Source organism: Massilia pseudoviolaceinigra (genome assembly GCF_030846505.1).
Classification (GTDB): Bacteria; Pseudomonadota; Gammaproteobacteria; order Burkholderiales; family Burkholderiaceae_D; genus Telluria_A; species Telluria_A violaceinigra.
This window is the reverse complement of record NZ_JAVCWL010000014.1, coordinates 146,178-170,728: the sequence shown is the minus strand read 5'-3', so window position 1 is coordinate 170,728 and position 24,551 is coordinate 146,178. Positions and strand designations below refer to the sequence as shown.

18 protein-coding genes are annotated in these 24,551 nt (G+C 64.7%); 11 read left to right on the top strand and 7 right to left on the bottom strand.

What is annotated here, in order from left to right; all coding sequences use genetic code 11:
- The first annotated feature begins 32 nt into the window (after positions 1 to 32).
- Both tssH and RBA40_RS15810 read left to right on the top strand, forming a co-directional pair.
- The gene (tssH, locus tag RBA40_RS15815; RefSeq protein ID WP_306648778.1) at positions 33 to 2,690 is read left to right on the top strand and encodes a type VI secretion system ATPase TssH; all 2,658 of its coding nucleotides are present in this window, start codon (positions 33 to 35) and stop codon (positions 2,688 to 2,690) included.
- Between the two features lie 208 nt (positions 2,691 to 2,898).
- Positions 2,899 to 3,354: a hypothetical protein gene (locus RBA40_RS15810; RefSeq protein WP_306648777.1), complete on the top strand. Its 456-nt coding sequence runs from the start codon at positions 2,899 to 2,901 to the stop codon at positions 3,352 to 3,354.
- Positions 3,355 to 3,393: 39 nt separating this feature from the next.
- On the opposite strand, the gene tssA is transcribed toward RBA40_RS15810, so the two are convergent.
- From tssA to RBA40_RS15785, 5 genes are all read right to left on the bottom strand, one after another.
- Complete coding sequence (tssA, locus tag RBA40_RS15805) at positions 3,394 to 4,461, bottom strand: type VI secretion system protein TssA (RefSeq protein ID WP_306648776.1); 1,068 nt, start codon at positions 4,459 to 4,461, stop codon at positions 3,394 to 3,396.
- A gap of 24 nt (positions 4,462 to 4,485) precedes the next feature.
- Positions 4,486 to 5,253, bottom strand: a complete 768-nt coding sequence (locus RBA40_RS15800; RefSeq protein ID WP_099877667.1) for an OmpA family protein — start codon at positions 5,251 to 5,253, stop codon at positions 4,486 to 4,488.
- A gap of 2 nt (positions 5,254 to 5,255) precedes the next feature.
- Complete coding sequence (tagF, locus tag RBA40_RS15795; protein WP_306648775.1) at positions 5,256 to 6,242, bottom strand: type VI secretion system-associated protein TagF; 987 nt, start codon at positions 6,240 to 6,242, stop codon at positions 5,256 to 5,258.
- Positions 6,239 to 10,105, bottom strand: coding sequence for a type VI secretion system membrane subunit TssM (gene tssM, locus RBA40_RS15790; RefSeq protein ID WP_306648789.1), 3,867 nt, complete (start codon positions 10,103 to 10,105; stop codon positions 6,239 to 6,241). The genes tagF and tssM overlap by 4 nt, the downstream gene beginning before the upstream one ends.
- Before the next feature lie 135 nt (positions 10,106 to 10,240).
- On the bottom strand, positions 10,241 to 11,080 hold the full coding sequence (locus RBA40_RS15785; protein WP_306648774.1) for a M15 family metallopeptidase: 840 nt from the start codon (positions 11,078 to 11,080) through the stop codon (positions 10,241 to 10,243).
- A 201-nt stretch (positions 11,081 to 11,281) separates the two neighbouring features.
- Here RBA40_RS15785 and RBA40_RS15780 point away from each other — a divergent pair, with 201 nt between their 5' ends.
- The 5 genes from RBA40_RS15780 to RBA40_RS15760 all read left to right on the top strand — a co-directional run bounded on the left by RBA40_RS15780 (position 11,282) and on the right by RBA40_RS15760 (position 18,180).
- The gene (locus RBA40_RS15780; protein WP_306648773.1) at positions 11,282 to 12,169 is read left to right on the top strand and encodes a hypothetical protein; all 888 of its coding nucleotides are present in this window, start codon (positions 11,282 to 11,284) and stop codon (positions 12,167 to 12,169) included.
- A gap of 112 nt (positions 12,170 to 12,281) precedes the next feature.
- Complete coding sequence (locus tag RBA40_RS15775) at positions 12,282 to 12,758, top strand: hypothetical protein (protein ID WP_306648772.1); 477 nt, start codon at positions 12,282 to 12,284, stop codon at positions 12,756 to 12,758.
- Positions 12,755 to 13,528 carry an SDR family oxidoreductase gene (locus RBA40_RS15770; RefSeq protein ID WP_306648771.1) on the top strand — a complete coding sequence of 258 codons (774 nt, stop codon included), beginning with the start codon at positions 12,755 to 12,757 and terminating at the stop codon, positions 13,526 to 13,528. Before RBA40_RS15775 ends, RBA40_RS15770 begins: the two co-directional genes overlap by 4 nt.
- Positions 13,529 to 13,870: 342 nt before the next feature.
- The gene (locus RBA40_RS15765; RefSeq protein WP_306648770.1) at positions 13,871 to 16,522 is read left to right on the top strand and encodes a TonB-dependent receptor; all 2,652 of its coding nucleotides are present in this window, start codon (positions 13,871 to 13,873) and stop codon (positions 16,520 to 16,522) included.
- Positions 16,523 to 16,659: 137 nt separating this feature from the next.
- Positions 16,660 to 18,180: a tryptophan halogenase family protein gene (locus RBA40_RS15760; protein ID WP_306648769.1), complete on the top strand. Its 1,521-nt coding sequence runs from the start codon at positions 16,660 to 16,662 to the stop codon at positions 18,178 to 18,180.
- A gap of 110 nt (positions 18,181 to 18,290) precedes the next feature.
- Here the strand turns inward: RBA40_RS15760 and RBA40_RS15755 are convergent, their stop codons facing one another.
- The gene (locus RBA40_RS15755) at positions 18,291 to 18,833 is read right to left on the bottom strand and encodes an outer membrane beta-barrel protein (protein ID WP_306648768.1); all 543 of its coding nucleotides are present in this window, start codon (positions 18,831 to 18,833) and stop codon (positions 18,291 to 18,293) included.
- Positions 18,834 to 19,016: 183 nt separating this feature from the next.
- Complete coding sequence (locus RBA40_RS15750; protein WP_306648767.1) at positions 19,017 to 19,709, bottom strand: DUF6445 family protein; 693 nt, start codon at positions 19,707 to 19,709, stop codon at positions 19,017 to 19,019.
- A gap of 169 nt (positions 19,710 to 19,878) precedes the next feature.
- On the opposite strand from RBA40_RS15750, the gene RBA40_RS15745 reads away from it, so the two are divergent.
- From RBA40_RS15745 to RBA40_RS15730, 4 genes are all read left to right on the top strand, one after another.
- A complete protein-coding gene (locus RBA40_RS15745; RefSeq protein ID WP_306648766.1) occupies positions 19,879 to 21,114 on the top strand; it encodes an ABC transporter substrate-binding protein in 1,236 nt (411 codons plus the stop codon).
- 92 nt (positions 21,115 to 21,206) lie between these two features.
- Positions 21,207 to 22,220, top strand: coding sequence for a LacI family DNA-binding transcriptional regulator (locus tag RBA40_RS15740; RefSeq protein WP_306648765.1), 1,014 nt, complete (start codon positions 21,207 to 21,209; stop codon positions 22,218 to 22,220).
- Positions 22,221 to 22,450: 230 nt separating this feature from the next.
- Entirely contained in the window at positions 22,451 to 23,824 is a 1,374-nt protein-coding gene (locus tag RBA40_RS15735; protein ID WP_306648764.1) for a GH1 family beta-glucosidase, read from the top strand.
- A gap of 119 nt (positions 23,825 to 23,943) precedes the next feature.
- The gene (locus tag RBA40_RS15730; RefSeq protein ID WP_306648763.1) at positions 23,944 to 24,525 is read left to right on the top strand and encodes a hemerythrin domain-containing protein; all 582 of its coding nucleotides are present in this window, start codon (positions 23,944 to 23,946) and stop codon (positions 24,523 to 24,525) included.
- Positions 24,526 to 24,551 lie beyond the last annotated feature (26 nt).

Sequence of the window (24,551 nt, the reverse complement as noted above, 5' to 3'; positions counted from 1 at the left end):
GACAATACGACACAACAAAAAAAGGAACCTGCATGAGCATCAACCTGAAAACGCTGATCGGCAAACTCAATGAGACCAGCCGCACCGCCGCCACCCGCGCGGCCGGCATTTGCGTGTCGCTGGGCCAGTACGAAGTCGACATCGAGCACCTGTTCCTGGCCCTGCTGGAGCAGCCCAGGAGCGACTTCGCGCTCATCGCGCGCCAGTGCGGCATCAGCGCCGGCATGCTCGAAGCGGACCTGCAGGCCGAAGTCGCCCGCCTCAAGGCCGGCAACTCGCGCACCCCGGTGTTTTCGGTACGCCTGCCCAAATTGTTCGAAAACGCCTGGCTGATCGCCTCGCTCGATATCCAGGCCGGCCGCACCGCCGAAATCCGCAGCGGCCATTTGCTGCAAGCCTTGCTGACCGATCCGGAACTGGCGCAGCTGGCCTTCCGCGGCTCCAAGTTGTTCGGCAAGTTCGACGTCGAGCAGATCAAGCATAACCTCGACAAGCTGGCCGCCGGTTCGCAGGAAGCCGTGGCCACGCAGGCCGCCGGCGACGCCGGCGATGGCGAGGGCAACGACCCGGTCGGCGACATGGCCGCCAAGGCCGCGTCCAGGACGCCATCGCTCGACCAGTTCACCACCAACCTGACCGAGCGCGCGCGCGACGGCAAGGTCGACCCGGTGATCGGGCGCGATACCGAAATCCGCCAGGCCATCGACATCCTGATGCGGCGCCGCCAGAACAACCCGATCCTGACCGGCGAAGCCGGCGTCGGTAAAACCGCGGTGGTCGAAGGCCTGGCGCTGCGCATCGCCGCCAACGACGTGCCCGACGTGCTCAAGGGCGTCGAGATCCACACGCTCGACATGGGGCTGCTGCAGGCCGGCGCCAGCGTCAAGGGCGAGTTCGAGAACCGCCTGAAAAACGTCATCGACGAAGTCAAAAAGAGCCCGCACGCGATCATCCTCTTCATCGACGAAGCGCACACCATGATCGGCGCGGGCGGCACCGCCGGCCAGAACGACGCGGCCAATCTGTTGAAACCCGCATTGGCGCGCGGCGAACTGCGCACCATCGCCGCCACCACCTGGGGCGAGTACAAAAAATACTTCGAGAAGGACGCCGCGCTGGCGCGCCGCTTCCAGGTGATCAAGGTCGAAGAGCCGAGCGAAGAACTGGCCTGCGCCATGTTGCGCGGCATGGCGCCGCTGATGGAAAAACACTTCGGCGTGCGCGTCTACGACGAAGCGATCACCGAGGCGGTGCGCCTGTCGCACCGCTATATCATGGGCCGCCAGCTCCCGGACAAGGCCATCAGCGTGCTCGATACCGCCTGCGCCAAGGTCGCCCTGGGCCAGAACGCCACCCCGGCGCTGATCGAAAACCTGGCGCGCAAGCTCGAACGGATCGACATCGAAGCCGGCGCCCTGGCCCGCGAACAGAGCGCGGGCGGCTCGCACGCGGCGCGCCTGAAAGAGCTGGCCGCGCAGCGCAGCGCCGCCGCCGAACAGCACACCGCGCTGGCGGCGCGCTGGGAGCAGGAAAAGCAGCTGAGCGAAAAAATCATGGACGGGCGCCGCAGCCTGGAAGACGCCGAACAGAAAGACGCCGGCAAGGGCAAGGATATCCAGGCCATGATGGCCGAACTGCGCACCCTGCAGGGCGAAACGCCGATGGTGCCGGTGCAGGTGGACGGCCACGTGGTGGCCGAAATCGTCGCCGGCTGGACCGGCATCCCGCTCGGTAAAATGGTCAAGGATGAAATCAAGACGGTCCTGAAACTGAAGGACTTGCTGGAAGAGCGCGTGCTGGGCCAGTCGTACGCGATCGAAGCGGTGGCGCAGCGCGTGCGCACCTCGCGCGCCAACCTGGACGACCCGAACAAGCCGAAAGGCGTGTTCCTGTTCGTCGGCCCGTCCGGTATCGGCAAGACCGAAACGGCGCTGGCGCTGGCCGATGTGCTGTACGGCGGCGAGCGCAAGATGATCACCATCAACATGAGCGAATACCAGGAAGCGCACAGCGTCTCCGGCCTGAAAGGCTCGCCGCCTGGCTACGTGGGCTACGGCGAAGGCGGGGTGCTGACCGAGGCCGTGCGCCGCAATCCGTACAGCGTGGTGCTGCTCGATGAAGTCGAGAAGGCCCACCCGGATGTGATGGAGCTGTTCTTCCAGGTGTTCGACAAGGGCGTGATGGACGACGCCGAAGGGCGCGAGATCGACTTCAAGAACACCATCATCATCCTGACCTCGAACGTGGCGTCGAGCGCGATGATGCAGGCGTGCCTGAACAAGACGCCGGAAGAAATGCCGACCCCGGAAACGCTGGAAGAGATGATCCGTCCGCACCTGATGAAGCAGTTCAAGCCGGCCTTCCTCGGCCGCCTGAAGGTGATTCCCTACTACCCGCTGGGCGACGACGCGCTGGTCAAGATCATCGAACTGAAGATGCGCAAGATCGCCCAGCGCATCGCCACCAACCACAAGGCCGAATTCGCATACGACGAAGCGCTGGTCGAAGCGGTGCTGGCGCGCTGCACCGAAGTCGATTCGGGCGCGCGCAATGTCGACAATATCCTCAACGGCACCTTGCTGCCGGAGATCGCCGAATCGGTGCTGGCCAAGATGGCCGAAGGCGCAGCGATCGCCAAGATCAAGGTCAGCGCCGACAAGAAGGGGCAGTTCAAGTACACCATCAAGTAAGCGCCGTGTGCGGCATGGAAACCTTTACTTTTTGATATTGCAATATAATTAAGTGCGACAGGCCCCGATGGGGTCTGTCGCGTCCCGTCACGCGGTGCTGCGAGCATCGCGTTCATCAAGAAAATCTGAGGAGGAAGTGGGAATGGCATCGAGAACATGGCCGTGTGGCAAGGACGGACCGAAGACAGTACCGGAATTGCGCAAGAAAATGATTGAATTGGTAAAAAACAAGTCCAGTTCGCAACTGATTGACATTAAATTTACGCGCGATCACATCTTCGCCGGGCACAAGGGCAGCGTCGAAAAGCTGGCGCAGATGCTGGCAAAGCAGCGCGAGCTGCCCCTGAGCACCTTGCTGATCACGTCGATGCAGGCCACGGCCAAGGCTGAAGTACTGAACTGGATCGCGAACATTCCCGATGCGATGCTGACCTATCAACGCGGTGTGTGGACGGTCAATACCCAAGGCAGCACCGTTCCGGCGGTCTGCAGCTACAAGTGGGTGACGGTCAATCTGGACGAGTTGAAAAGGATGATGAGGAAGCAACCCGGCGACATCGTCACGAAGAAACGCGAGTGGATGACGGAGTCGCTCAATTCGCCGGACATCGCTTGCCAGTTCGCCGGCGACGGCACCCCGCTCATTTACCACCTCGACTATTAACAAACGGCGTGCGCGCCCCGGGCCGGGGCGGCGCGCGCGTCAATCGTCCTGCGGCGGTTTCACGCCCAGCAGCTCTTCGATGTGGGCCATGGCGCCCGAATCCTTGACCACGGAACGCAGCCAGGCATGCAGGTCGGTGTTGGCCGCGTCGGCCGCCTTGTCGGCGAAATACGAGGCCGGGCTGTGCGGCTCGGTGCGGCGGAAGAATTCGGCCACATTGCGCAGCTGCGTGACGGCTTGCTCGCGGGTGCGGATCACGCCCGGCGGGCCGGCCGGCTGGGGCGCGCCTGGCGGACCCTGGTCGTTTTCCGGTTCTGCGTAATAAAAGTCGCCCGGCGCGGCCACCGCTTCGGCCGGCGCGGCGCTCGGCGCCGGCATCAGGGTCACCATGTCCTGCACCGCTTCGCGCGCGTTCGAGAAACCCGGGCTGTCGTGGCCCAGGCGCTCGTCGGCCGCCTGTTCGAACTGGCGCAGCGCGTCCAGGCAGTACTGGGCGTCGGCGGTGAAGGTCTCGCGAAATTTTGCCGAGTTGGCGCTGCGCGCTTTTTCGAGGTCGGCCAGTTTCAGGCCGGCCGGCGCGCCCGGGTTGTTGTTATAGCTGCTGTTGCCGCCGCTGGCGTTGGCCAGCTTGCGCGCCACTTCGAAGTCGACCAGCGTGTAGCCGCGCGTGCCTTCGGTAATGCGCATCTCGCGCAGCAGGGCAGGGGTGCGGCCCAGGATCCAGGACAGGTTGCCGATGCGCTGGTCGTGGTCGTCGTCTTCGGCTTCCGGATACAGGCCGCGGTCCCAGTACTGCTCGATCAGGCCGGCCAGCACGCGAAAGCTCTCGCCCAGGCCGCGCAGCTGGTGCTTCTTGGCGGCCGCCTCGGCCAGCCACACGCCCAGGCGCAGGTCCTTGCTCTTTTGTTCGAGCAGGGCGGCGCAGCGGGTCACGACGAAATCCCAGTCCGCTTCCTTGATGTCGGTGACCCACTCGCCCTGGTCGAGCGAGGGGTCGTCGAATTTGCGCGCCAGCGTAATGGCGTCGAGTTCCGGCGAAAAGGCCAGGTCCTCGCCGGCCGGCTGGTCGGCCCGGATCGGATTTAAGAGCTGTTCTGCTGCAAACATGGTGTCCTCGTGGTGGGGAGGCGCTTATTGCGCCATCCGGAATTCGATGCGGCGGTTGCGCGCGCGGCCGTCGGCGCTGTCGTTGCTGGCGACCGGGCGGTCGGCGCCCTGGCCGGAAGCGCTGAGCAGTTCGGCCTTGATGCCGGAACTGGTCAGGTAAGTCTTGACCGCTTCCGCGCGCGCCTGGCTCAGGTTCTGGTTGGTGGCCTTGTTGCCCTGGCTATCGGTGTGGCCGATGATGTCGACCTTGCGGTCCTTGAGCTTGATCATGGCCGCCGCCATCTCGTCGAGAATGGCGCGTCCGGCCGGGGTCAGGGTGGCTTTGCCGCTTTCGAATTCGACGATGCGGTTGGCCAGGGTGGTATCGAGCACGTTCTGGTCGGCGGCCGACACGCGCAGGCTGTTGTTGACCGTGTAGGTCGGGTTCAGGCTGGCCGTGACGTTGCCGGCGATTTTCTGGCGCGTCTCTTCGCTGGCCACTTCGCCCTTGATGCTGACGGTGCTGCCATCGATTTTCAGCTGGCCGCGCGAGATCGATTTGAGGTCCGGCGTGATCAGTTTTTGCACGTAGCCGTTCCAGTTGGCCGGTGTGGCGACCTGGCCGACGGTGATCTGGTCGACCACCATGTCGGCGCCGTACACTTCGCGCAGGCGGGCCAGTACGGCCGCCTTGCTCGCTTCATCGGGCACGGTGCCGGACACCAGCACCTGGCCCGGCTGGGGGGCGGCGGTTTGGGCGCCGGCATTGACTGCGCCGGCAAGCAGGATTAACAGGGCGACGAGGTGGCGCATGATCAGTTTCCGATAAACGCCGCGCGCAACGATTCCAGCGCGGATTTGAGTGACAAATTGGCTTGCGCCAGATAGGTGGACAGTTTTTGGACGGCGTAGTCCGTGTCGGTCTGTTCGTCGACCCAGTCGAGATGGTCGAACGTGATGTGGCGTTCCAGTGCCGCGGTCGGGTCCATGATCGCCTGCAGCGTTTGCGGGGAGGCGCCGGAAAAGCCCACCACCAGCGCCGGGCGCTGATCGATGCGGGCCACGAACAGGGACAGCTCGAAGTCGGCGCGCGCCAGGAACGGGGTAATCAGGTGCATCCAGAACGCCGCCACCAGGTTGCGGTAGATCGGATCGACCGGCAGCGGCAGCACCAGGCTCTTTTCGAGCCGGCTCGAACTGCTGGCCATCACCGGCTGCATCAGCATGCCGAGCGCCAGCAGCACCTGGCGCGCCGAGCAGGCGTATCCGGCCTGGTTCAGCAGGCCATCGAGCGCGCCCACGGTCTGCATGTCGAGGAAGTCTTCGAACGCCGCTTCGTAGGCCGAGGCGCGCAGGTCGACGTCGATCGTGTGGCTGGCGGCCGCCTGCAGCGGGGCGGCGGCGTCGGCCGCGCCGATCACGCCGGCGCTGAGCGTCTCGAGCCGGTTCCACAGGCGCGAGAGCACCAGCGGCGCGTCCGGCACGAAGGTGGCCGGATCGGGCACCTCCATCGCGCTCATCATCAGGAATGGAAAGCGCCGGTTCGACTGGTCGCTGCTGGCCACGATATGGCCGGCGATGGCATTTCTGCGGCGCGGGCCGATAAAGGCGAAGTGCAGCGGCGCGACCGCGTCGTAGCTCAGTTTCCAGCGCGCGTCGGCGCTCATCAGGTCCATGGCCTGGGCCAGCCAGTCGTCCAGCACCTTGATCAGGCCTGGATTGTCGCTGCCCTTGACGAAGTCGCCCCGGCTGGGGATCTTGCCGAAATAGCCGACCGCGATCGGCGTGACGGCGCGGTTCATGGACGCACTCCCGCACCGGCCGTGACAGCGGCCGGCGCGGCCGCAGCTGGCGCGGCCGCTGGCACGGCCGTTGGCGTGCTCGAACTGATGATCGTGTCTGGCAGGCGCATGCGCTTGAAGCCGCTGCCCGGCTGCGGGGCCGCCGCAGCTGCCGGCTTGGCGCCGGCCGGGATGATCTTCAGGTTGGAGGTGACCTTGACGCCGGCATTTTCCCAGCTCAGCTCGAATACGCCGCCATCCTTGCGCTTGCGCTGGGCCGATTCGACCATCTTGCGCAGGCCGAAGTGACCCGGTTCATTGAGCAGCACCACCGTCTGGCCCTGCGGCGTGATGGCGGTGATGCGCGAGCCCGGCGTGCCCTGCGGGTTCGGCCAGACCATGTGCACCCATGGCTGCGGCTGGCCTTTCCAGCGCAAGGTCTGGCCATCGATCTCGATGGTGAATTCGGTGGCGCCGGTCGCGCCCAGCGCCTGCAGGTCGAACTGGGTCTGGGCTTCGCCGCTGGCGCTGCTTGCAGCTGCGGCGGCCACGCCGCCGGCCGACAGCGGCGCGATCCAGCCGGGGAAGCTCGACACCGCCGACGGCGACAGGCCGATGCCCATATTGGCCCAGGTGCGGGCCGCCACCACATCGCCGCGGCGCACGACCAGCGGGCCGATGGTGGTATCGAAGAACTTGGCGATCGCGCCCGAGGGCCCGAATACCAGGCCGATTTCCTCGTTGGTCGCTTCCGAGCGCGAGTCGGCCGCGAACGGGTACTTGGTGGCCAGGTTCTGGCGGAACGGCTGCAGCACCTGGGCCGCCCAGACCTTGTCGATCTCCGCCTCGGTCGGACGCACGATCACCGAGAAGGTCTGCATCAGCGGACGCACCAGGATCGGACGGATGGCCTGCTTCTGGATGTCGCTCATCCCGGTCAGCATCTGTTCATCGACATACTTGAGCGCTTCGGCCAGTTCGGAACCGCTGCCATCCAAGGTTTGCTGCATCAGCTGCTTGGCGCCCGGACCCGGATCGCCCTGGTTCTTGATGGTGTTGAAGCGGCTGCGCAGTTTCGACAGGTGCTCCATGTAGCCGCGCATGAGCGAGGCATCCTTGTCCTTGGCCACCACCAGCCGCGCCACGCCGGAAAACTCGCGTCCGACGGGGCCCAGCGGCAGCGGCGTGATGCTGCTGCCGCTCTGCGTCGGAGGCAGGTCGACGGTGACGTGCGACGGTTTGCGGCGCAGGATCACTTCGCGGAACCACCCCATCATGTCGCGCTTGGCGCTGGCCATGCCCTTGTCCACCAGGGACGGGTTGTCCCACGAGGTCTGTTCGTAGACGGTCGTGATCAGCTTCTGGATGGGCGAGGTTTGCGGGTCGCCCAGGCGGTTCATGGCCGCCGCCGCCGCTTCGAAGCCATTGAGGTCGCGGATGGTCACGCCCTGCACGAACTTCTGCCACTCCTTGGCGTAGTCGTTCTTGTACATCTCGACCAGCGCCTTCTGGATCTGTTCCGGGCTGCCTTCGAGCGTCAGGTCGTCCTTGGAGGCGGTTTTGAGCACCCAGTCGGCGCTTTGCAGTTCCTTGTTGGCGGCGTCCTTGAAGGCGCCCTGCACGAAGCCTTCCCAGGCTTCGCGCGTGAAGCTGCCCGGTACGGCGTAGCTGCCCAGGACCAGTTCCTTGTCCTGGTCGCCCACGATGCGGCCCACCGTCATCGACGGGAATCGGGTGGCGGCGCGCGCCTTGACGTCGGCGTACACGCGTTCGCGCGCCGGCATGCCGCGCACCACCAGGCGCAGGGTGTCGCGGGTCTGGTCGACCAGGGCCAGCTTGCTGTCGATCTGCGGCCAGGACACGTCTTCCACCTGCGCCAGGTAGAACGAAATGGTGCGTTCGGCGCTGCGGATCATCTGCTCGCGCGGCATAGCGCCGCGGTTGGCGTCGAGCCACACGCGCCAGAAGCGGGTCAGCTGGTCGTTCAGGTGGCCGCCTTCGAAGCGCGATTTATCGCCCAGCATCAGGTAGGTCTTGAGGGCGTTGTAGGCGTCTTCGGTACTCGTGGGCGAAGCATCCTTGAACTGGGTCGCGGCCGGCGCGGCGGCAGCTGCGGCTACGGCCGGGGCGGCGGCTGGCGTGGCCGGCGTGCCGACGGCACCGGTGGTCGCGTCGGCGGTGGCCGGCTTGACGCCGCCCTGCAGCGCGCTGGCATTGCTGTTCACTTCCGTGAGGAAGGTTTCGAGCGAACCGGCCACGGGCTTGAGCATGATTTCGCGCACGCCGCTGAAGTATTCCTCGCGCAGCTTGCGTTCGAGCAGTTCACCCTGGTACAGGCCAAGCGAGAGCGAGAGCGGACGGCTGTCGCGGTATTTTTCCAGCTGCTCGATGCGGTCCTGCAGGATCTGCAGCGCTTCGAAGCGCGATTGCAGGTCGATCTTGTTGGTCTGGATCTTGACGACCTGGTCCAGGTCGGCCTGGACGTTTTCGACCAGCTTGCGGTTGCTCATGTACGACCAGCTCCAGCCCCCCAGGGTCAGGCCGACCATGGCGGTGGCCAGGAAGAAGGCGGCGTAGCGCATGCGCGTCTTGCTCGGGCTGGCGTACTGGGCGACCAGGTCCTTGTCGGCGAAGATCACGTTGCGGAACAGGTTGAGCAGGAAGAAGCCGCTCTGGTTCTGGGTTTCGGCGTGGTGCTGCGGCTGCAGCTTGATATCGAAGCGCTGCGCCACTTTTTGCGACGACGCCGAGATCGATTCGCCTTCCTGCAGCGCGCTGGTGAAGTAGAAGCCGCGGAACACCGGCTTGAACTGGAACGGGTTTTCCTCGAACAGGGTAGCGATGAAGGTGCGCAGCGGCGCCTTGATGGTCGAAAATTCGAGCGGGAAGGTGAACACGCCCGGCGGCATGCGCTCGCGCCACTGGAGCGCCATATTGGCCGCGCTCATGTCTTTCAGGCCGTCGTACAGCTCGTCGAAGCGGGCGTCGAACTGGGTCAGCACCTGTTCGCTGCCGGTCGCGTGGCTGTAGGGCAGGGTGGCGCCCCAGACACGGTCGCGTTCGGCGCGTTCGGTGTCCTGGAAGAATTCGTTGAAGCCGGCGATCAGGTCGGCCTTGGTGAAGACCACGTACACGGGCGCGTGCACTTCGAGCCGCTCGGTCAGTTCCTGCACGCGCTGGCGCAAATTCTTGGCCAGGTTGATGGCGAATTCGGGACGGTTGCCGGTCAGTTCGGCCACGCTGACGGCGATGATGATGCCGTTGATCGGGGCCTTTTTGCGGTATTTCTTCAGCAGCGACAAAAAGCCGAACCACTCGGTGCGGTCTTCGTCGACCACCGAATAGCGCCCGGCGGTATCGAGCAGGATGCCGTCGGTGGTGAAGAACCAGTCGCAGTTGCGGGTGCCGCCCACGCCCTGGACGATCTTGCTGTCGGCGAAGGGGAACTGCAGGCCGGAACTGGCAATGGCCGTGCTCTTGCCGGCCGCCGGGTTGCCGATGATCATGTACCACGGCAATTCGTACAGGGCGGCGTCACCGGAGAGCTGGCCCAGCTTGGAGCCCTTGATGGTGGCGATCGCATCGAGCATGCGTTTCTTGATGGTCTCGTGTTCCTGGCGCTGGGCGGGATCGGCGCGCACCGGTGTGTGGTTGACCTGCTGTTCGAGCATCTCGCCCAGGTTGCTGGCGGCGCGCTGGCGCTTGTGGCGGCGCCACAGCCAGACCAGCAGGCCGAAGAACAGCGCCACGCCGAGCACAGCGAACGCGTATTCGGCCGGGAGGTCCAGCACCGCCGCCCCGATCAGCAAGACGGCGGCAAACGCCACCCACCCGACGACGATCAGGGTGCGACGGCTTGTCAGAAACTGCCAGATTGATTGCATCATTATCAGAAACTCAGTTTAAAAAACATTTACGACGGGACCGAAGCTGGCCGGATCAGGGCGGCGCAGCGACGGAAGGGGTCTTCCTTGTTCAGGCAACAGCGCGCGACATGCACCGTCGCTGCCGGGTGCGCATCAGCGGCGCTTCATCACGCCGGGCAGGCGCAGCTCGGTATGTCCGAAATCCATCATTTTCCAGCGTCCACCCCAGGTCAGTCCGAGCGATTCGGCGACTTCGCCGTACAGCTCGTAACCGCGCATGGCCCAGGGATCTTTTTCCGAAATTACAATTTTACCGTTACGCACGAAGGCGCAATCGGCCGCCAGTCCGTACTGGTGCCAGCTCTGGAACGCGGCCGCGTTGGTCACCGACGAGCCCATCGCGGCGAGCTTGTTCTGGCGTTCCGGGCTGCGGTAGCCTTCCAGGATAGCCATATCGTAACCATGACGTTCTTTCATTATTTTAAACGCTTGGAGCAGGCGCTGGGTGTACGCCGGATTCATCAGTGACCAGTCGCGGCTGGCCGAGACGATCATCGGGCGTTCCTGCTCCACTTCCACGGTGGCGAACAGCATCGGCGGCAGGGGCGCGGGCGGCACCAGGTTCTCGCCTTCGAGCAGGCCGGCGACCTGGGTATCCATTTCGCGCGTCGATTCCTCGAAGCCGCCGAGGGCCGTGCCGCCGCTGAACAGGGCCACAAGCGGCGGCACCGACACCAGCACCAGCCCGCCGATCACCAGCAGGTAATGGCGGCGTAAAAACTGGCTGGTGCCGCGCGCCGAGGCACTGCCGGACTGTCGTATTGCCGCAACACTCTGTCCTTTGACGCGCGCCGCCTCTCCGAACCAGCCGCGCAGGCGCACGCCGGCACGTGCCAGCATCCCCAGCACGAACGCGCGGCCGGCCGGAAACAGCGCCAGAAAGCTGATCGCGCACGCCAGCAGAAAGTACAGGGCTACTGCAAGGAACAGCACAGGGACCTCATCAAGACATTCAAAACAAAAAGTGCGATACTGACATAAAGGATTGCTTGGAAGTATATCTTACAGTTATAGCAATCCGACAGGTGATTCCACACTCTTTTGTGAGGGGCGCCGGGCTGTTGACATGGTAAAAAAGCTTCACGTTTTTTTTGAATAGCGTAAAGTTATGTAGAAATCAACAAGGAGCACCCTTTGCAACATGACGATCAGCCGCCGCCAGCCTACAGGCGGCCCAGTTTACTTTCCACAGAGCAGCAAGAAGAGGCGGCGCGCGCGAGCGCCGACGCACGCCAGGCGGCGCAAGCGGCCGACAAGTCCACGCCCGAGTCCGGCAAGGCCGGGCGCGGCAAGGCTGGCTGGCTGGCCGGCGGCGCGGTGCTGGTAGCCCTGTGCGCCGGCGCCGGCGTGTGGATGGCGCTCGACGCCGACAAGATGCCAGCCGTGGTGGCAGCCGGCCCGGCCGACCAGGTGCTTGCCGATCCGGTGACGCCCGCGCCCGCATCGGCGAGCGTGTCGGCGAGCGCGCCGACAGCCGTGTCCAACCCGGCCGAGCCCGAGGTGTCCGCCGCCACCATCCTGGAGCAGGGCGCGCCCGCGCCCGCCGCGCCGCCGAAAGATCCTTCGATCAAGGACATACTCAACACGCCATCGAAGCCCAAGCCCAAATCCCCCGAAGAAGAATTGACCAAGCTGCTGGCCAGCTCGCCGGCCGAACCCAAAAAGGCCGCTTCCAAGGCGCCCGGCACCGCTCCCAAGGCGGCTGGCACCGTGGCCAAACCGGCGGCGGTGGCGAAAGCGGGCGAGAAAAAGCCCGAGCCGCCGGCCAAGGGCGCACCCAAGGCGCCAGCCAAGCCCACCGACGACGCCAGCCTGCTCGCTGCCCTGGTGGCCCATTCGAAGGAGCAAAAAGGAGAGCAGCGCACAGCCGCCAACGCCGCCGCCGCGCCCACCTCGCTCAAGCAGTGCAAGCAGCTCAATGCGGCCCAGGCCGAGCAATGCCTGGTGCGCCTGTGCGCCGGCAGCGCCAAGGATGATCCGCAGTGCAAGTCGCGGCGCGCACCCCAGCCGGCGGACGACTGAGCTTGGCGCCCGCGGCCTCCCGGCACGGCCGCCGCGGGCCGCGTGCAACAATCCTCGTCGGCAGCGTGATTTTCCTTCACAATAACGGCTTCACTTTCTGCAGGAGCACGACATGCTGAACAAGACCGTTTCCCGCCGCACGCTGCTGGCTGGCGCCGCGCTGTGGTTGCTGGGAACATCGGCCACCATGGCCCAGACCGACAAGGTGCTCGATGTCGTGGTCTTCAATTATTCGAACCGCACCCTGCTCGACGTGACCGTCGGCGGCGTGCGCGTGGGCGGCGCCGGTCCGTATCCGTACAGCGGCCGCCGCAGCAAGATCGGCGCGCGCTTTAACAACGGCCCGCACAAGGTCACCTGGCGTGTCGCGGGTACCCAAGGCGAGGAGACGAGCGAGGTCGTGAACTCGTCCAACACACCGAATATGGGTGAGATTCCATCGGACGCGCGCTATGTGTCGGTGCACATCTATCCCGACGCCACGGTCGAGTTCATGTTCTCGCGCCGGGTGCCGGTCCTTAGCAAGCGCGGCGAAGGCATCGACGCCGACTACCGGCGCCGCAAGGCCGCCGAGCAATCGGAATCATGACCGGCGCCCTCGTCACGGCCGTCGTCAGCGGCCACACCCAGGGACTTGGCGCCGCCGTGGCGGCCGAGCTGATGACGCGCGGGATCGCCGTGCTGGGACTGGCGCGCGGCACGGCGCCCGAGCTGGCGGCGCGCTTCGGCCCGCTGCTGCGCGAGCACCAGGCCGACCTGGCCGACAGCGCCGCGCTGGCCGCCTGGCTGGCCACGCCCGCCTTGCGCGACTTTGTGGGCGCGAGCACCCAGGTTTTGCTGATCAATAACGCCGGCATGGTGGAACCGGTCGGCGCGCTGCACGACCAGGACCCGCTGGCGGTCGCGCAAGCGGTGGCGCTGAACGTGGCCGCGCCGATGATGCTGGCCACCGCCGTGGCCGCCGCGGCCCGGCAAGCCGACTGCCGCATCCTGCACGTGTCGAGCGGCGCCGCGCGCAATGCCTACACCGGCTGGAGCGTGTACGGGGCCACCAAGGCCGCGCTCGACCACCATGCGCGCGCCGTGGCGCTCGATTATCCGCTCGAGCCGCAGGCGCGGGATGCTGGTGCCGGCGTACGCATTTGCAGCCTGGCGCCCGGCGTCATCGATACCGCCATGCAGGCGCGCATCCGGGCCACGCCCGAGAGCCGGTTTCCCCAGCGCGAGCGCTTCATTGCCTTCCATCGCGATGGCGCCCTCATCTCGCCCGAGCAGTGCGCGGTTGGCGTGGTTAGCTATCTGCTGAGCCCGGACTTCGGGAACGTGGTGGTCAACGATCTGCGCAGCGCAGGCCACTAAACCGCGCCGCAGCTCTCCCACGCGCAGGGGGAGAGCGGCGCAAGCTTCGCCGAATGAAATACTTTCCATGCACGCGCCATGGCGCCATGGCTTCCCCTACGCCGGCGCTCCCGGCGCTGTTGCTTTTTTAACTCCGCACAAAGTATCGTTGACATTGAAAAACATTGAGTGATATATTTTGCTCATCGATTGGGAGCGTTTCCAATCAGTGTGGAGGTGCCGGAACAGCCGATCATGGATGAGCTGCCCGAGGCGGCGGCAGGGTGTAGTGGAGTGCAGACGCGGCGCCGGTCCGGGCCGCGGACTAAAAACGATAATCAAAAAAATCAACGAGGAGACGCAATGTTGTATCCGAAGACAAGAAGGACCCTGGTCAGCCTGGCCGTTGCCAGCGCGTGCGGGCTGATCGGTATGTCCGCCCATGCCCAGGCTCCGGCGCCGGCCCCGGCCAGCGAAAGCGAAAAGGAAGTCATTCCCGAAGTGAAGGTCACCGCCACCCGCTACTCGACCTCGTTGCTGAAAACCCCGCTGGCGGTCACCGCCTACAGCCAGGATAACCTGAACCGCATGGGCATCACCAGCGCCAAGGATCTGGCCAACGAAATTCCCAACGTAACGTTCCAGGCCACCGGCGACTCGGCGGTGCAGATCACCATCCGCGGCGTGACCTCCTCGAACACCACCGAAATCGGCGACCCCGCCGTCGGCTTTCACATCGACGGCCTGTATTCGCCCCGTCCGCAGGGCGCCCAGGCGCTCATGTTCGACGTCGACCAGGTCGAAGTGCTGCGCGGCCCGCAGGGCACCCTGTTCGGGCGCAACTCCACCGGCGGCAGCGTCAACGTCATTTCGGCCAAGCCTGATTTCTCGGGCAACTACGGCAAGGCCGAAGTCGACATCGGCAACTACCGCAAGAAGCAGGTCAACCTGATCCAGAACATCGCCGTCAACGACAAGCTGGCGCTGCGCGGCTCGTTCACCAAGGTCACGCGCAACGGCTGGGCCAACCAGATGTCGGACACGCGCGAAGCGAACGTGCCGTCCAAGGGCTGGATTCCGGATGGCATTCCCGACGTCGACCAGCGCTACAACCACCCGGTGAGCGCCAAGGATTTCTACACCAACCAGGATGAGTACGCGGCGCGCCTGGCGGCCAAGTTCAAGATCACGCCCGACCTGACCTTGAATGCCGCCTACGAGCTGTTCCAGGACAATGGCGCCGGCAACACCAGTTTCCGCGACTGCGACCAGGCAGCCGGCACGCGCTACGCCTGCACCGGCGGCCAGTGGGACCTCCTGATCAACGTGCCCGGCAAGACCGACATGACCATCAAGTCGCTGCGCGCCGGGGTCAGCTGGAACGTCAACAAGAACACCAGCATCGATTATAGCTTCATGCTGGCCGACCAGCAGCGCTCGCAGCTGTACGACGCCGACAAGGGCCTGACCGCCGCGCTGCCGTTCCAGGTGACGGCAGATTACCCGAACCGTCCGGACGCGGCCAACTGGAGCACCTGGCCGCTGGACGACCGCTACCAGGCCACCTGGGACTCGAAATACAAGTCCTCGGTGCAGGAACTCCAGCTCAAGCAGCAGTTCGACACCCTGCAATACGTGGCCGGCCTGTTCTGGATGCACGAGAAAAACCAGATCAACTACGAAGTCGTCGATTTCTTCCGCAAGCCGCACGGCATCGCCTCCGGCGCGTTTTACTCGCAGCCGGACCGCCAGGTCGACGCCAAGGCCGTGTTCGCCCAGGCCGACTGGAAATTCATCCCGACCTGGACCGCCACCGCCGGCGCGCGCTACAGCGTCGATACCAAGGAAGACAAGAATGGCCTGAACCTGGGCGGCTGGGCCGGCGAGACGGCGTTCTACCGCGGCCAGTACAACGGCGGCATTCCGAACACGCCGGGCTACCGTTTTCCGCAAGCCAATGACCTGAAACCGGGCATGGGCGGCAGCGTCGAGGCGTATTCCGGTTACGGCCGGCCATCGCCGAACGATCACAAGGAAGAATGGAAGAAAGTCACCTGGCGCCTCGGCCTGCAGAAGCAGGTCACCGAGAACCAGATGGCCTACACGGCGCTGTCGACCGGCTACAAGGCCGGCGGCTTCGGCGACAAGGTCGACAGCTGCGGCGGCCACACCTGCGTCGACGGCAAAAAAGGCGTGGAAACCTTCTTGCCGTACAAGCCGGAACTGGTCACCAATCTGGAATTCGGCTACAAGGGCAAGTTCCTGGAAAACCGCCTGAGCGTGTCGGCTGTCGCCTTCATGATGCGCTACAAGGACCAGCAGCTGACCAACACCTATTTCGTCTCGAAATACCGTCCGGACGACGGCAAGCCGTGCGCCAGCGACCAGCCCAAGTGCGATGTGTACGAAACCTGGCGCACCATCAACGTCGGCAACAACCGCATTTCGGGTATCGAAGTCGAGTGGGATTACAAGCCATGGAAGGGCGCCAAGGTCGGCGGCGCCTTTTCGAACCTGAACACCTCGATCCGCGACTACGGTTCCTACAGCGATGATTACCTGTGCGACGAGCGCGTCGAATTCAACCAGGAACGCTGCCCGGCGCCGTACGCCGGCGCCGGTCCGGACAACGGCAAGCGCCTGTACGACGTGACCAACAAGCGCCTGCCGAACGCGCCGAAGTACACCTTCATGCTGCACGCCTCGCAAGCGTTCGTGCTCGACGGCGGCTACAAGCTGACCCCGTACTTCAAGCTCAACTGGCGCGACAAGGTCTACTTCGACGTGCGCAACGACGAGTTCGAGCACATCGGCCGCTTCCAGAAAGCCAATGCGGTCGGCGACGCCTCGTTCCGGGTCGACGCGCCGAATGGCAACTGGCATGCGGAACTGTATGTGCGCAACGTGACGGACAAGAAGGTGAAAACGTCCGGCAACAGCGGCCTGGGGGGGCAGATGATCGCCAGCTACAACGAACCACGCATGTTCGGGCTGCGCGCCGGATTGAGCTACTGATGCGCTACTGACATTAACCGTTTGGCGAGCCCCGCGTGCCGCAAGGCGCGCGGTGGGCCGGTGTGTCCTGTCCCCCAGGCCACACCGGTTTTTTTGCATGCGCACTTATTTAGTTACACCATCGACCGGAGAACCAGATGACAGACCAGCGCATCAAGCAGATCGTGATCGTCGGTGGCGGCACCGCCGGCTGGATGAGCGCCGCGGCGCTGTCGCAGCTGCTGCCCGTGGGCCACCATTACCGCCTGATCGAGTCGGACCAGATTTCCACCATCGGGGTGGGGGAGGCGACCATCCCCAGCATCCGCAATTTCAACCTGCACCTGGGCATCGATGAGAACGACTTTATCCGCGCCACCCAGGGCACCTTCAAGCTCGGCATCGAATTTGTCAATTGGGGGCAGCAGGGCAGCAACTACATCCACGGCTTCGGCTCGGTCGGGCGCGACCAGCCGACCGCCAATTTCTTCCACTACTGGCTGAAAAAGCACCAGGCCGGGCAGGCCGACAGCCTGGAGCCGTACTCGATCAACACCATGGCTGCGCGCCTGGGCAAGTTCAGCCGCGGACGTCCGGACCTGCCCAATTCGCCGCTGGCGGACCTGTCCTACGCCTTCCATTTCGACGCCGGCCTGTATGCGCGCTACCTGCGCAGCTACAGCGAAGCGCGCGGCGTGCAGCGCACCGAAGGCCGCATCGTCGAGACCGTGCTGCATCCGGACGGATCGATCGCCGCGCTGATGATGGAAAATGGCGAACGCGTTGCCGGCGACTTCTTTCTCGATTGCTCAGGCATGGTGGGTTTGCTGATCGAGCAGGCCCTGCACACCGGCTATGAAGACTGGAGCCACTGGCTGCCGTGCGACCGCGCCATTGCCGTGCCCTGCGAATCGCACGGTCCCATGGCGGCGCTGACGCGCTCGACCGCGCACACGGCCGGCTGGCAGTGGCGCATTCCGCTGCAGCATCGGACCGGCAACGGCCATGTGTTTTCGAGCAAGTTCATGGGCGCCGACGAAGCCCAGGCCATCCTCATGAACAATCTCGACGGCCAGCCGCTGGCCGAACCGCGCCTGCTCAAGTTCACCACCGGCAAGCGCAAGCGCGCCTGGAACAAGAACTGCGTGGCGATCGGCCTGTCGGGCGGCTTCATGGAGCCGCTGGAGTCGACCAGCATCCACATGGTCAAGACGGCGCTGATGCGCCTGATCAGTTTCTTCCCGGACCGCGGCTTCGACCAGGTCGACATCGACACCTTCAACCGCCTGTGCGACAAGGAGTACGAGCAGATTCGCGACTTCCTGATCCTGCACTATAAAGTGAGCACGCGCGACGATTCGCCCTTCTGGCGCTATTGCCGCGACATGGAGGTGCCGGACAAGCTGCGGCGCAAGCTCGACCTGTACGCCAGCCACGGGCGCATCTTGCGCGAGAACGAGGAGCTGTTTCCCGAGGATAGTTGGCTGCAGGTGATGCACGGGCAGGGCTTGCGCGCGCGCGGCTACAACCCGGTGGTCGACCAGCGCGCCCCGGACGAGATCGCCGACTTCCTGCAGGGGACGCAGGCGGTGATCCGCAAGTGCGTGGACGCCATGTCCAGCCACGAGGCATTCATCAAGGCCAACTGCCAGGCGGCGGCGCTGCGCCGCGCGGCCTGACGCGGCCCGGCCTACGCGGCCCGGCCTGACGCAGCCCGGCCTGACGGCGGCGCGGACGAGGGACGTAAAAAAACCGGCACGCAGCCGGTTTTTTTTGTGGAGCTGGCAGCTTAGAACGAGAAACGCATGCCGGTCGACAGGATCGTCGCTTTCAGCGAACCATTTTTGCCTTTTGCGACGGCGCCGTAGTTTTCATATTCGACGAACGCGGCGATGGTCTTGGTCACGGCGTAGGTTGCGCCAACGCCCAGCAGCGCATCGGTCTTTTTCTGCTTGTCGTCGCCTTCGCCGACCAGCAGCTGCATGGTGCGGTTCTTGGCGATACCCAGCTTGCCGGTGATGGCGAACTTCTCGCCCAGCGGCAGGGTGAGGGTGCCGGCGGCGAAGTACGAACGCGCGCGCGAACCGCTGCGCTTGCCGCCGGTTTCGGCGGTGCCGAAGTGGGTGAAGCCGGCTTCGACGCCGAAGTTCTTGTCGAATTTGTAGCCGGTGAATACCTTGGCTGCAACGTCGTGGTCCTTGTAGGTGCCTTCGGTGATGCTCAGAACTTGCTCTGCGGCACCAATGCCAACACCAACGTAGGAGCTTTCGGCCTGCGCTGCCATAGGAGCGGTGGCGGCGGCCAGCATGGCGATAGCGAGTTTGTTTTTCACGTGGAATCCTGTAATGGGTTTGTAAAAATAGATCGCCAAATGTCGCCATTCGGCAAAAACAGCCGAAATTATATATCGACCAACCTTATAAGATGCTTTTGGGTATCGTTATGGGCCTCAGTTTTGGCTCAAATTTGCTGTAAAACAACGCGGCAATGGCCTGTCATGCCCGCCGATGGTGGCTCAGGCGCTGCGTTTGCGGAAGCGAAAGAAGCCGTTCATGGTGAGCCGGCCGCGCGCCGGGTCGCTGTGGAGCAGGGCGGGCGCCTCGATCTGGGCCGCGTGGAAAATGGCGCCATCGTAGAAAATGGCCCGGTTGAAGCGCGCGGGAATGGTGCAGATTTGCTCGAAGTGGGCGTTCGAGGCGGTCAGGTAGCCGGCGCCGCCGGCATCAGCGGGCGTTCCGGCATGGGCTGCGCGCAAGAGGCGCGCCGTGGCTTCGGGGGGCTGGGTGGGGCGGTAAAAGCTGGTGCCGCCCATGCGGGCGTCGTCGAACAGGTACACCACGGCCGCCGCCGCGCCCACGCCCGGCGCCAGGTCGGCGCAATCGCGGTGGCACAGGCGCTGCAGGGGATGGAGCCGGTCCGGGGGCAGGGTGGCCAGCGCCAGGCGCGCCGCCACGCTGACGGTGCGCTGGGCGCCCAGCGCGCGCCGCACGTGCTGGATGAAGAATTCGTCGAGGCGGAAGGCCGTCTCCTGGCCCAGGTCCAGTTCCGGGCCGGGATAGTAGTTGTCCGGGTCGACGGCAAAGCGGGCCTGCGCGGCGACGGCCTGCGCGACCATGGCGCGCGCATCGAGCAGGAAATCGTCCACCACGACGCACGGCGCGTGCCCGGCGATGGCGATAAAACGGACTTGCGGGCGCGGATTGAACACGGCGGCTCCATGCGAAGAGGGATGAACACAAGAGGATGAAAACGCTATCACGACGCGCCATGATAGCCTTGCGCGTTGACATTGAAATTCTTTGAATGATATAGTCAACCGACAAGATTGGAAAGCCTTCCAATTCAAGACGGGCACAGACCTGCTTTCACCGGAGACCATGTTGAAACAACGAATTCTGGCCGCCGCGCTGGCGCTGGCAAGCGCCGGCGCCGCCTTTGGCGCCGACCCCAAACCGGAAGTGATCCACTGGTGGACCTCGAGCAGCGAAGCGGCCGCGGTGCGCACCATCGCCGACGCCTACCGCGCCGCCGGCGGCGCCTGGACCGATACCGCGATCGCCGGCGCCGACCAGGCGCGCGCGGTGGCGATCAACCGCATCGTCGGCGGCAATGCGCCGATGGCGGCCCAGTTCAACACCACCAAGCAGTTCACCGACCTGGTCGAGCAGGGCATGCTCAATAACGTCGACGACGTCGCGCTCAGGGAAGGCTGGGACAAGTTCCTGCCCGAGCCGGTGCTCAGCGTCATCCGCGTCAAGGGCCATTACTACGCGGTCCCGGTCAACATCCACATGCAGGCATGGATCTGGTATTCCAAGGCGGCCTTCCAGAAGGCCGGCATCGCCAAGGAGCCGGCCAGCGTCGACGAACTGTTCGCCGCGCTCGACAAGCTCAAAGCGGCCGGATTGATCGCGCTCGCGCACGGCGGCCAGCCGTGGCAGGAAAACATCCTGTTCCTGTCGATGCTGGCCCACATGGGCGGCACCGACCTGTATCTGAAGGTGCTGCGCGAGCGCGATCCGGCGGCCATCAATTCCGAGGCCTTCCGCCGCGTCCTGCTCAATTTCAAGCGCCTGCAATCGTACGTGGATGCCGGCGCGCCGGGCCGCAACTGGAACGACGCCACCGCCCTGGTCATCTCCGGCAAGGCCGGCATCCAGGTGATGGGGGACTGGGCCAAGGGCGAATTCGGCGCGGCGCGCCAGAGCGCCGGCAAGGAATACGGCTGCATCCCCGGCTTCGGCCCGCGCTCGCCCTATCTGATCCAGGGCGACGCCTTCGTCTTCCCCAAGACCGGCAATGCGCAGCAGATCAAGTACCAGAAGCTGCTGGCCAGCGTGATCGTCGCGCCGCGCACCCAGATCGCATTCAACAAGCTCAAAGGCTCGATTCCGATCCGGGGCGACGTCGATGCGTCAGGCATGGACCCCTGCGCCAAGGCTGGCATGGCGATCATGAAGGACCGCACGCGCCACGTCGGCATCGGCGAGGTGTATCTGACGCCGGACCAGAATGGCGCCATGCAGGACGTATTGACATCGTTCTGGAATACCAAGATGCCGGCCGAAAAAGCGCAAAAGCTGATCGCCGCCGCCCTCAGGAACGAGCAGTGACGGGGATCGGGCCGCGCGCGCTTGTGAGAGAGCGCCCGAATGCAGTATGCTGCGATTTTTGCAGTCCCCATTTTTAAACGGAAGAAGCGCGCGTGGCAACTCTCAAAGACGTAGCACTGCGGGCCGGCGTCGGCCTCGGAACCGCATCGCGTGTCGTTAGCGGCAAGGGGGCGGTGTCGCCCAAGACGCTGGCGCGGGTCCAGAAGGCGATCGAGGAACTCGAATTTCATCCCTCGTACGCGGCCCGTTCGCTGATGCTGGGCAGCTCGCAGATGATCGGCGTGTACATTCCCTACCTGAGCGGCACCTTCTACACGCCGATTCTCAAGCTGATTTACTCGGAATTGCGCGCCGCGGGGCTGAACATGGTGGTCGGTTTCGGCATCGGCAGCGATGACGAGCGCACCCAGGCCGTGCAGGGGATCGATTTTCTCAAGGAGCGCGGCTGCGATGGCGTGCTGGTGATGAGTAACGTGCTGCGCGACGAAGACATCGAGGCGCTCGGGCCGCGCAAGTCGCGCCTGGTGCTGCTCAATCACAGCGTGCCTTCGATCGCCAGCCAGAGTTTCACCATCGACCATCTGTACGGCGGCCGTCTGGCGGCGCAGGCCCTGCTGCGCGAGGGGCACCGCGATATTGCCGTCATCGCCGGGCCGCGCGGCGCCCCCGACAACGTCGAGCGCATCGACGGTTTCCTGGGCGAGCTGGCGCAGGCCGGCATCGACACTGACGGCATGTGGGTGGCCGAAAGCGATTTCGCACCGAAGGGCGGGTGGGAAGCGGCCAGGGAACTGGCCGAATCGGGCTATCCGTTTACCGCCGTGTTTTGCGCCAATGACGACATGGCGGTGGGGGCGCTGTCGTATTTTCAGCAGGCTGGCGTTGCGGTGCCGGAGCAAGTGTCGGTGCTCGGGTACGACGATACCAACAGCGCCGAGTACACGGCGCCGCGCCTGACGACGGTGCACATGCCGTGGACCGAGATGACGCTCAATGGCTTGAACTGCCTGCTCAATCGCTGTTATGACATGGAGCGGCCGGTGACGCATGCATATCCGGTGACGATTGCGCTGCGGGCTTCGTTGGGTAAGGCGAAGGTCGTTTAGGGGCGGGTACCGGTAGCGCCACCGGGAGCCTTGCAGCCGTCGAGCCGCCGTTCCTGCCACTGGCAGGAACGACGGATTAGCGGTCAGCGGCCGGCAGATCAGTGCCCTGAAAGCGGCGCAACGCAACGATCAAATAATCCCCCATCGCCCTTGCCGGCGCTTTTTTTTGTGGTAAAGTGGAAGCGATTCCAATTTTTCATCGAGCAACTTTAACACTGACCGATCTCCCTATGACCAACCAGAAAAACGACCCGCACCAGCCTCTCGCACGCGCCAGTTTCGGCGACGACTTCCTGTGGGGCTGTTCCACCTCGGCCTTCCAGATCGAAGGGGCGGGCAGCGCCGACGCTCGCGTGGCGTCGATCTGGGATACCTTCTGCGCCACCCCCGGCAAGATCCGCGACGGCTCCAACGGCGCCGTGGCGTGCGACCATTACCACCGCTGGCCGGAAGACTTCGACATCGGCCAGTCGCTCGGCCTGAACGCGTACCGGTTCTCGATCGCGTGGCCGCGCATTGTCAGCGGCACCGGCGCCGCGGCCAACGAAGCGGGCCTCGACTTCTACGAGCGCCTGGTCGACGGCATGCTCGAACGCGGCCTGCAGCCGTGGGCCACCCTGTACCATTGGGACCTGCCGCAATCCATCCAGGACCAGGGCGGCTGGGCCAACCGCGATACCGTGGCCGCCTTTGTCGACTATGCCGACGTGGTCACGCACCGCCTGGGTGACCGCGTGCGCCACTGGATCACCCACAACGAGCCATGGTGCACCGCCATGCACGGCAACCTCGATGGCATGCACGCACCCGGCCTGCGCGACGCGCCGACAGCGCTGCAGGTGTGCCACCACGTGCTGCTCTCGCATGGCCTGGCCACGCCGGTCATCCGCGCCAACGTGCCCCACGCGCGGGTCGGCATCGCGCTCAGCCTGCACCCGATCCGCGCCGCCTCGGACAGCGAAGCGGACCAGCAGGCCTTGCTGCGCCACGACGGCTTTCGCAACCGCTGGTTCCTCGATCCGCTGTATGGCCGCGGCTACCCGCAACAGACGCTGGCGCTGCTGGGCGAGGCCGCGCCCGTGGTGCTGGAGGGCGACATGCAGGCCATCGCGGCGCCGACCGATTTCGTCGGCCTGAACTACTATTTCCCCGAAATCGTGCGCGACGCGCCCGCCGCCGGCTTCCTGCGCACCGAGGTCGTCTTGCCGCAGGACCGCGAGCGCACCGCCTTCGGCTGGGAAGTCGCGCCCGACGGGCTGACCGAATTGCTGCTGCGCATCGCCAACGAATACCAGCCAGCCGACGTCTACGTGACCGAAAACGGGTCTTCCTACGAGGACGTGGTGCAGGCCGATGGCAGCGTCGATGACGAAGCGCGCCGCCACTATCTGGTGCGCCACCTCGCCGCCGTGCGCGCGGCCCAGCAGCAGGGCGTGCCCGTGAAAGGCTATTTCGCCTGGAGCCTGCTCGACAATTTCGAATGGTCGGAAGGTTACCTGCGCCGCTTCGGCATTGTCCACGTCGACTTCGAGACCCAGCAGCGCACCCTGAAAAGCAGCGGACGCTGGTACCGCGAGTTTCTGCATGGACGCCACGAGCGCTAGGCTTGCTTGAGTGCACGGTGGCGCGTGCAGTTGGCCGACACGAAAATGAGGCGCCGTCCTACGCGAGCGGAAGGTGGGTATCTTTAAGATAAGGGCACGACTTTTCAGGAGGATGAATCATGTTTTCTTTGAATAAATTGAGCCCTTCCGTGACCGACATGATCCGCTTCGATCACTCGCATGTGCTGGTCACCTTCCACCAGTACACCACCGCCGCGCGTCCCAGCGTCAAGAAGGCGCTGGCCGAAACCATTTGCGACGCGCTGGAAATCCATGCGACACTGGAAGAGGAAGTGTTCTATCCGGTGCTGCGCCGTTTGAACGGGGCCGAGCCGGTGATCCAGAAAAGCCAGCCGGAACATGATGAAATGCGCCGCCTGATCGCCGAGCTACGCGCAACCGGTCCCACCGACCGCCGCCACGACCAGTTGCTGCATGAACTGATGCGCGACGTGATGCATCACGTGGCCGACGAAGAAACGGTGCTGCTGCCCGAGGCTGAGCGCATGCTGGACAAGAACCGGCTCAACGAGCTGGGCGTGCAAATGACCAGGCGCCGGCTGGAATTGCTCAAACCCAAGGTTGGCAAGATCGCCGCCAACACGGCCGTGGGTTTTTCCGGCAGCACCACGGCGATCGTGGTGGGGCTGGCCAGTGCGCTCGTCGCGGCGCGATTCGTAACGAAAAAAGCTACGGCCTGAGGATCATCGTCCCGGCGTCGTGGCCC

Coding starts and splice junctions, on each gene's coding strand:
- RBA40_RS15765 (WP_306648770.1), top strand. CDS start 13,871: ATGTTGTATCCGAAGACAAGAAGGACCCTGGTCAGCCTGGCCGTTGCC.
- tssH (WP_306648778.1), top strand. CDS start 33: ATGAGCATCAACCTGAAAACGCTGATCGGCAAACTCAATGAGACCAGC.
- RBA40_RS15730 (WP_306648763.1), top strand. CDS start 23,944: ATGTTTTCTTTGAATAAATTGAGCCCTTCCGTGACCGACATGATCCGC.
- RBA40_RS15810 (WP_306648777.1), top strand. CDS start 2,899: ATGATTGAATTGGTAAAAAACAAGTCCAGTTCGCAACTGATTGACATT.
- RBA40_RS15775 (WP_306648772.1), top strand. CDS start 12,282: ATGCTGAACAAGACCGTTTCCCGCCGCACGCTGCTGGCTGGCGCCGCG.
- RBA40_RS15735 (WP_306648764.1), top strand. CDS start 22,451: ATGACCAACCAGAAAAACGACCCGCACCAGCCTCTCGCACGCGCCAGT.
- tssA (WP_306648776.1), bottom strand. CDS start 4,461: ATGTTTGCAGCAGAACAGCTCTTAAATCCGATCCGGGCCGACCAGCCG.
- RBA40_RS15800 (WP_099877667.1), bottom strand. CDS start 5,253: ATGCGCCACCTCGTCGCCCTGTTAATCCTGCTTGCCGGCGCAGTCAAT.
- RBA40_RS15745 (WP_306648766.1), top strand. CDS start 19,879: ATGTTGAAACAACGAATTCTGGCCGCCGCGCTGGCGCTGGCAAGCGCC.
- RBA40_RS15760 (WP_306648769.1), top strand. CDS start 16,660: ATGACAGACCAGCGCATCAAGCAGATCGTGATCGTCGGTGGCGGCACC.
- RBA40_RS15770 (WP_306648771.1), top strand. CDS start 12,755: ATGACCGGCGCCCTCGTCACGGCCGTCGTCAGCGGCCACACCCAGGGA.
- tssM (WP_306648789.1), bottom strand. CDS start 10,105: ATGCAATCAATCTGGCAGTTTCTGACAAGCCGTCGCACCCTGATCGTC.
- tagF (WP_306648775.1), bottom strand. CDS start 6,242: ATGAACCGCGCCGTCACGCCGATCGCGGTCGGCTATTTCGGCAAGATC.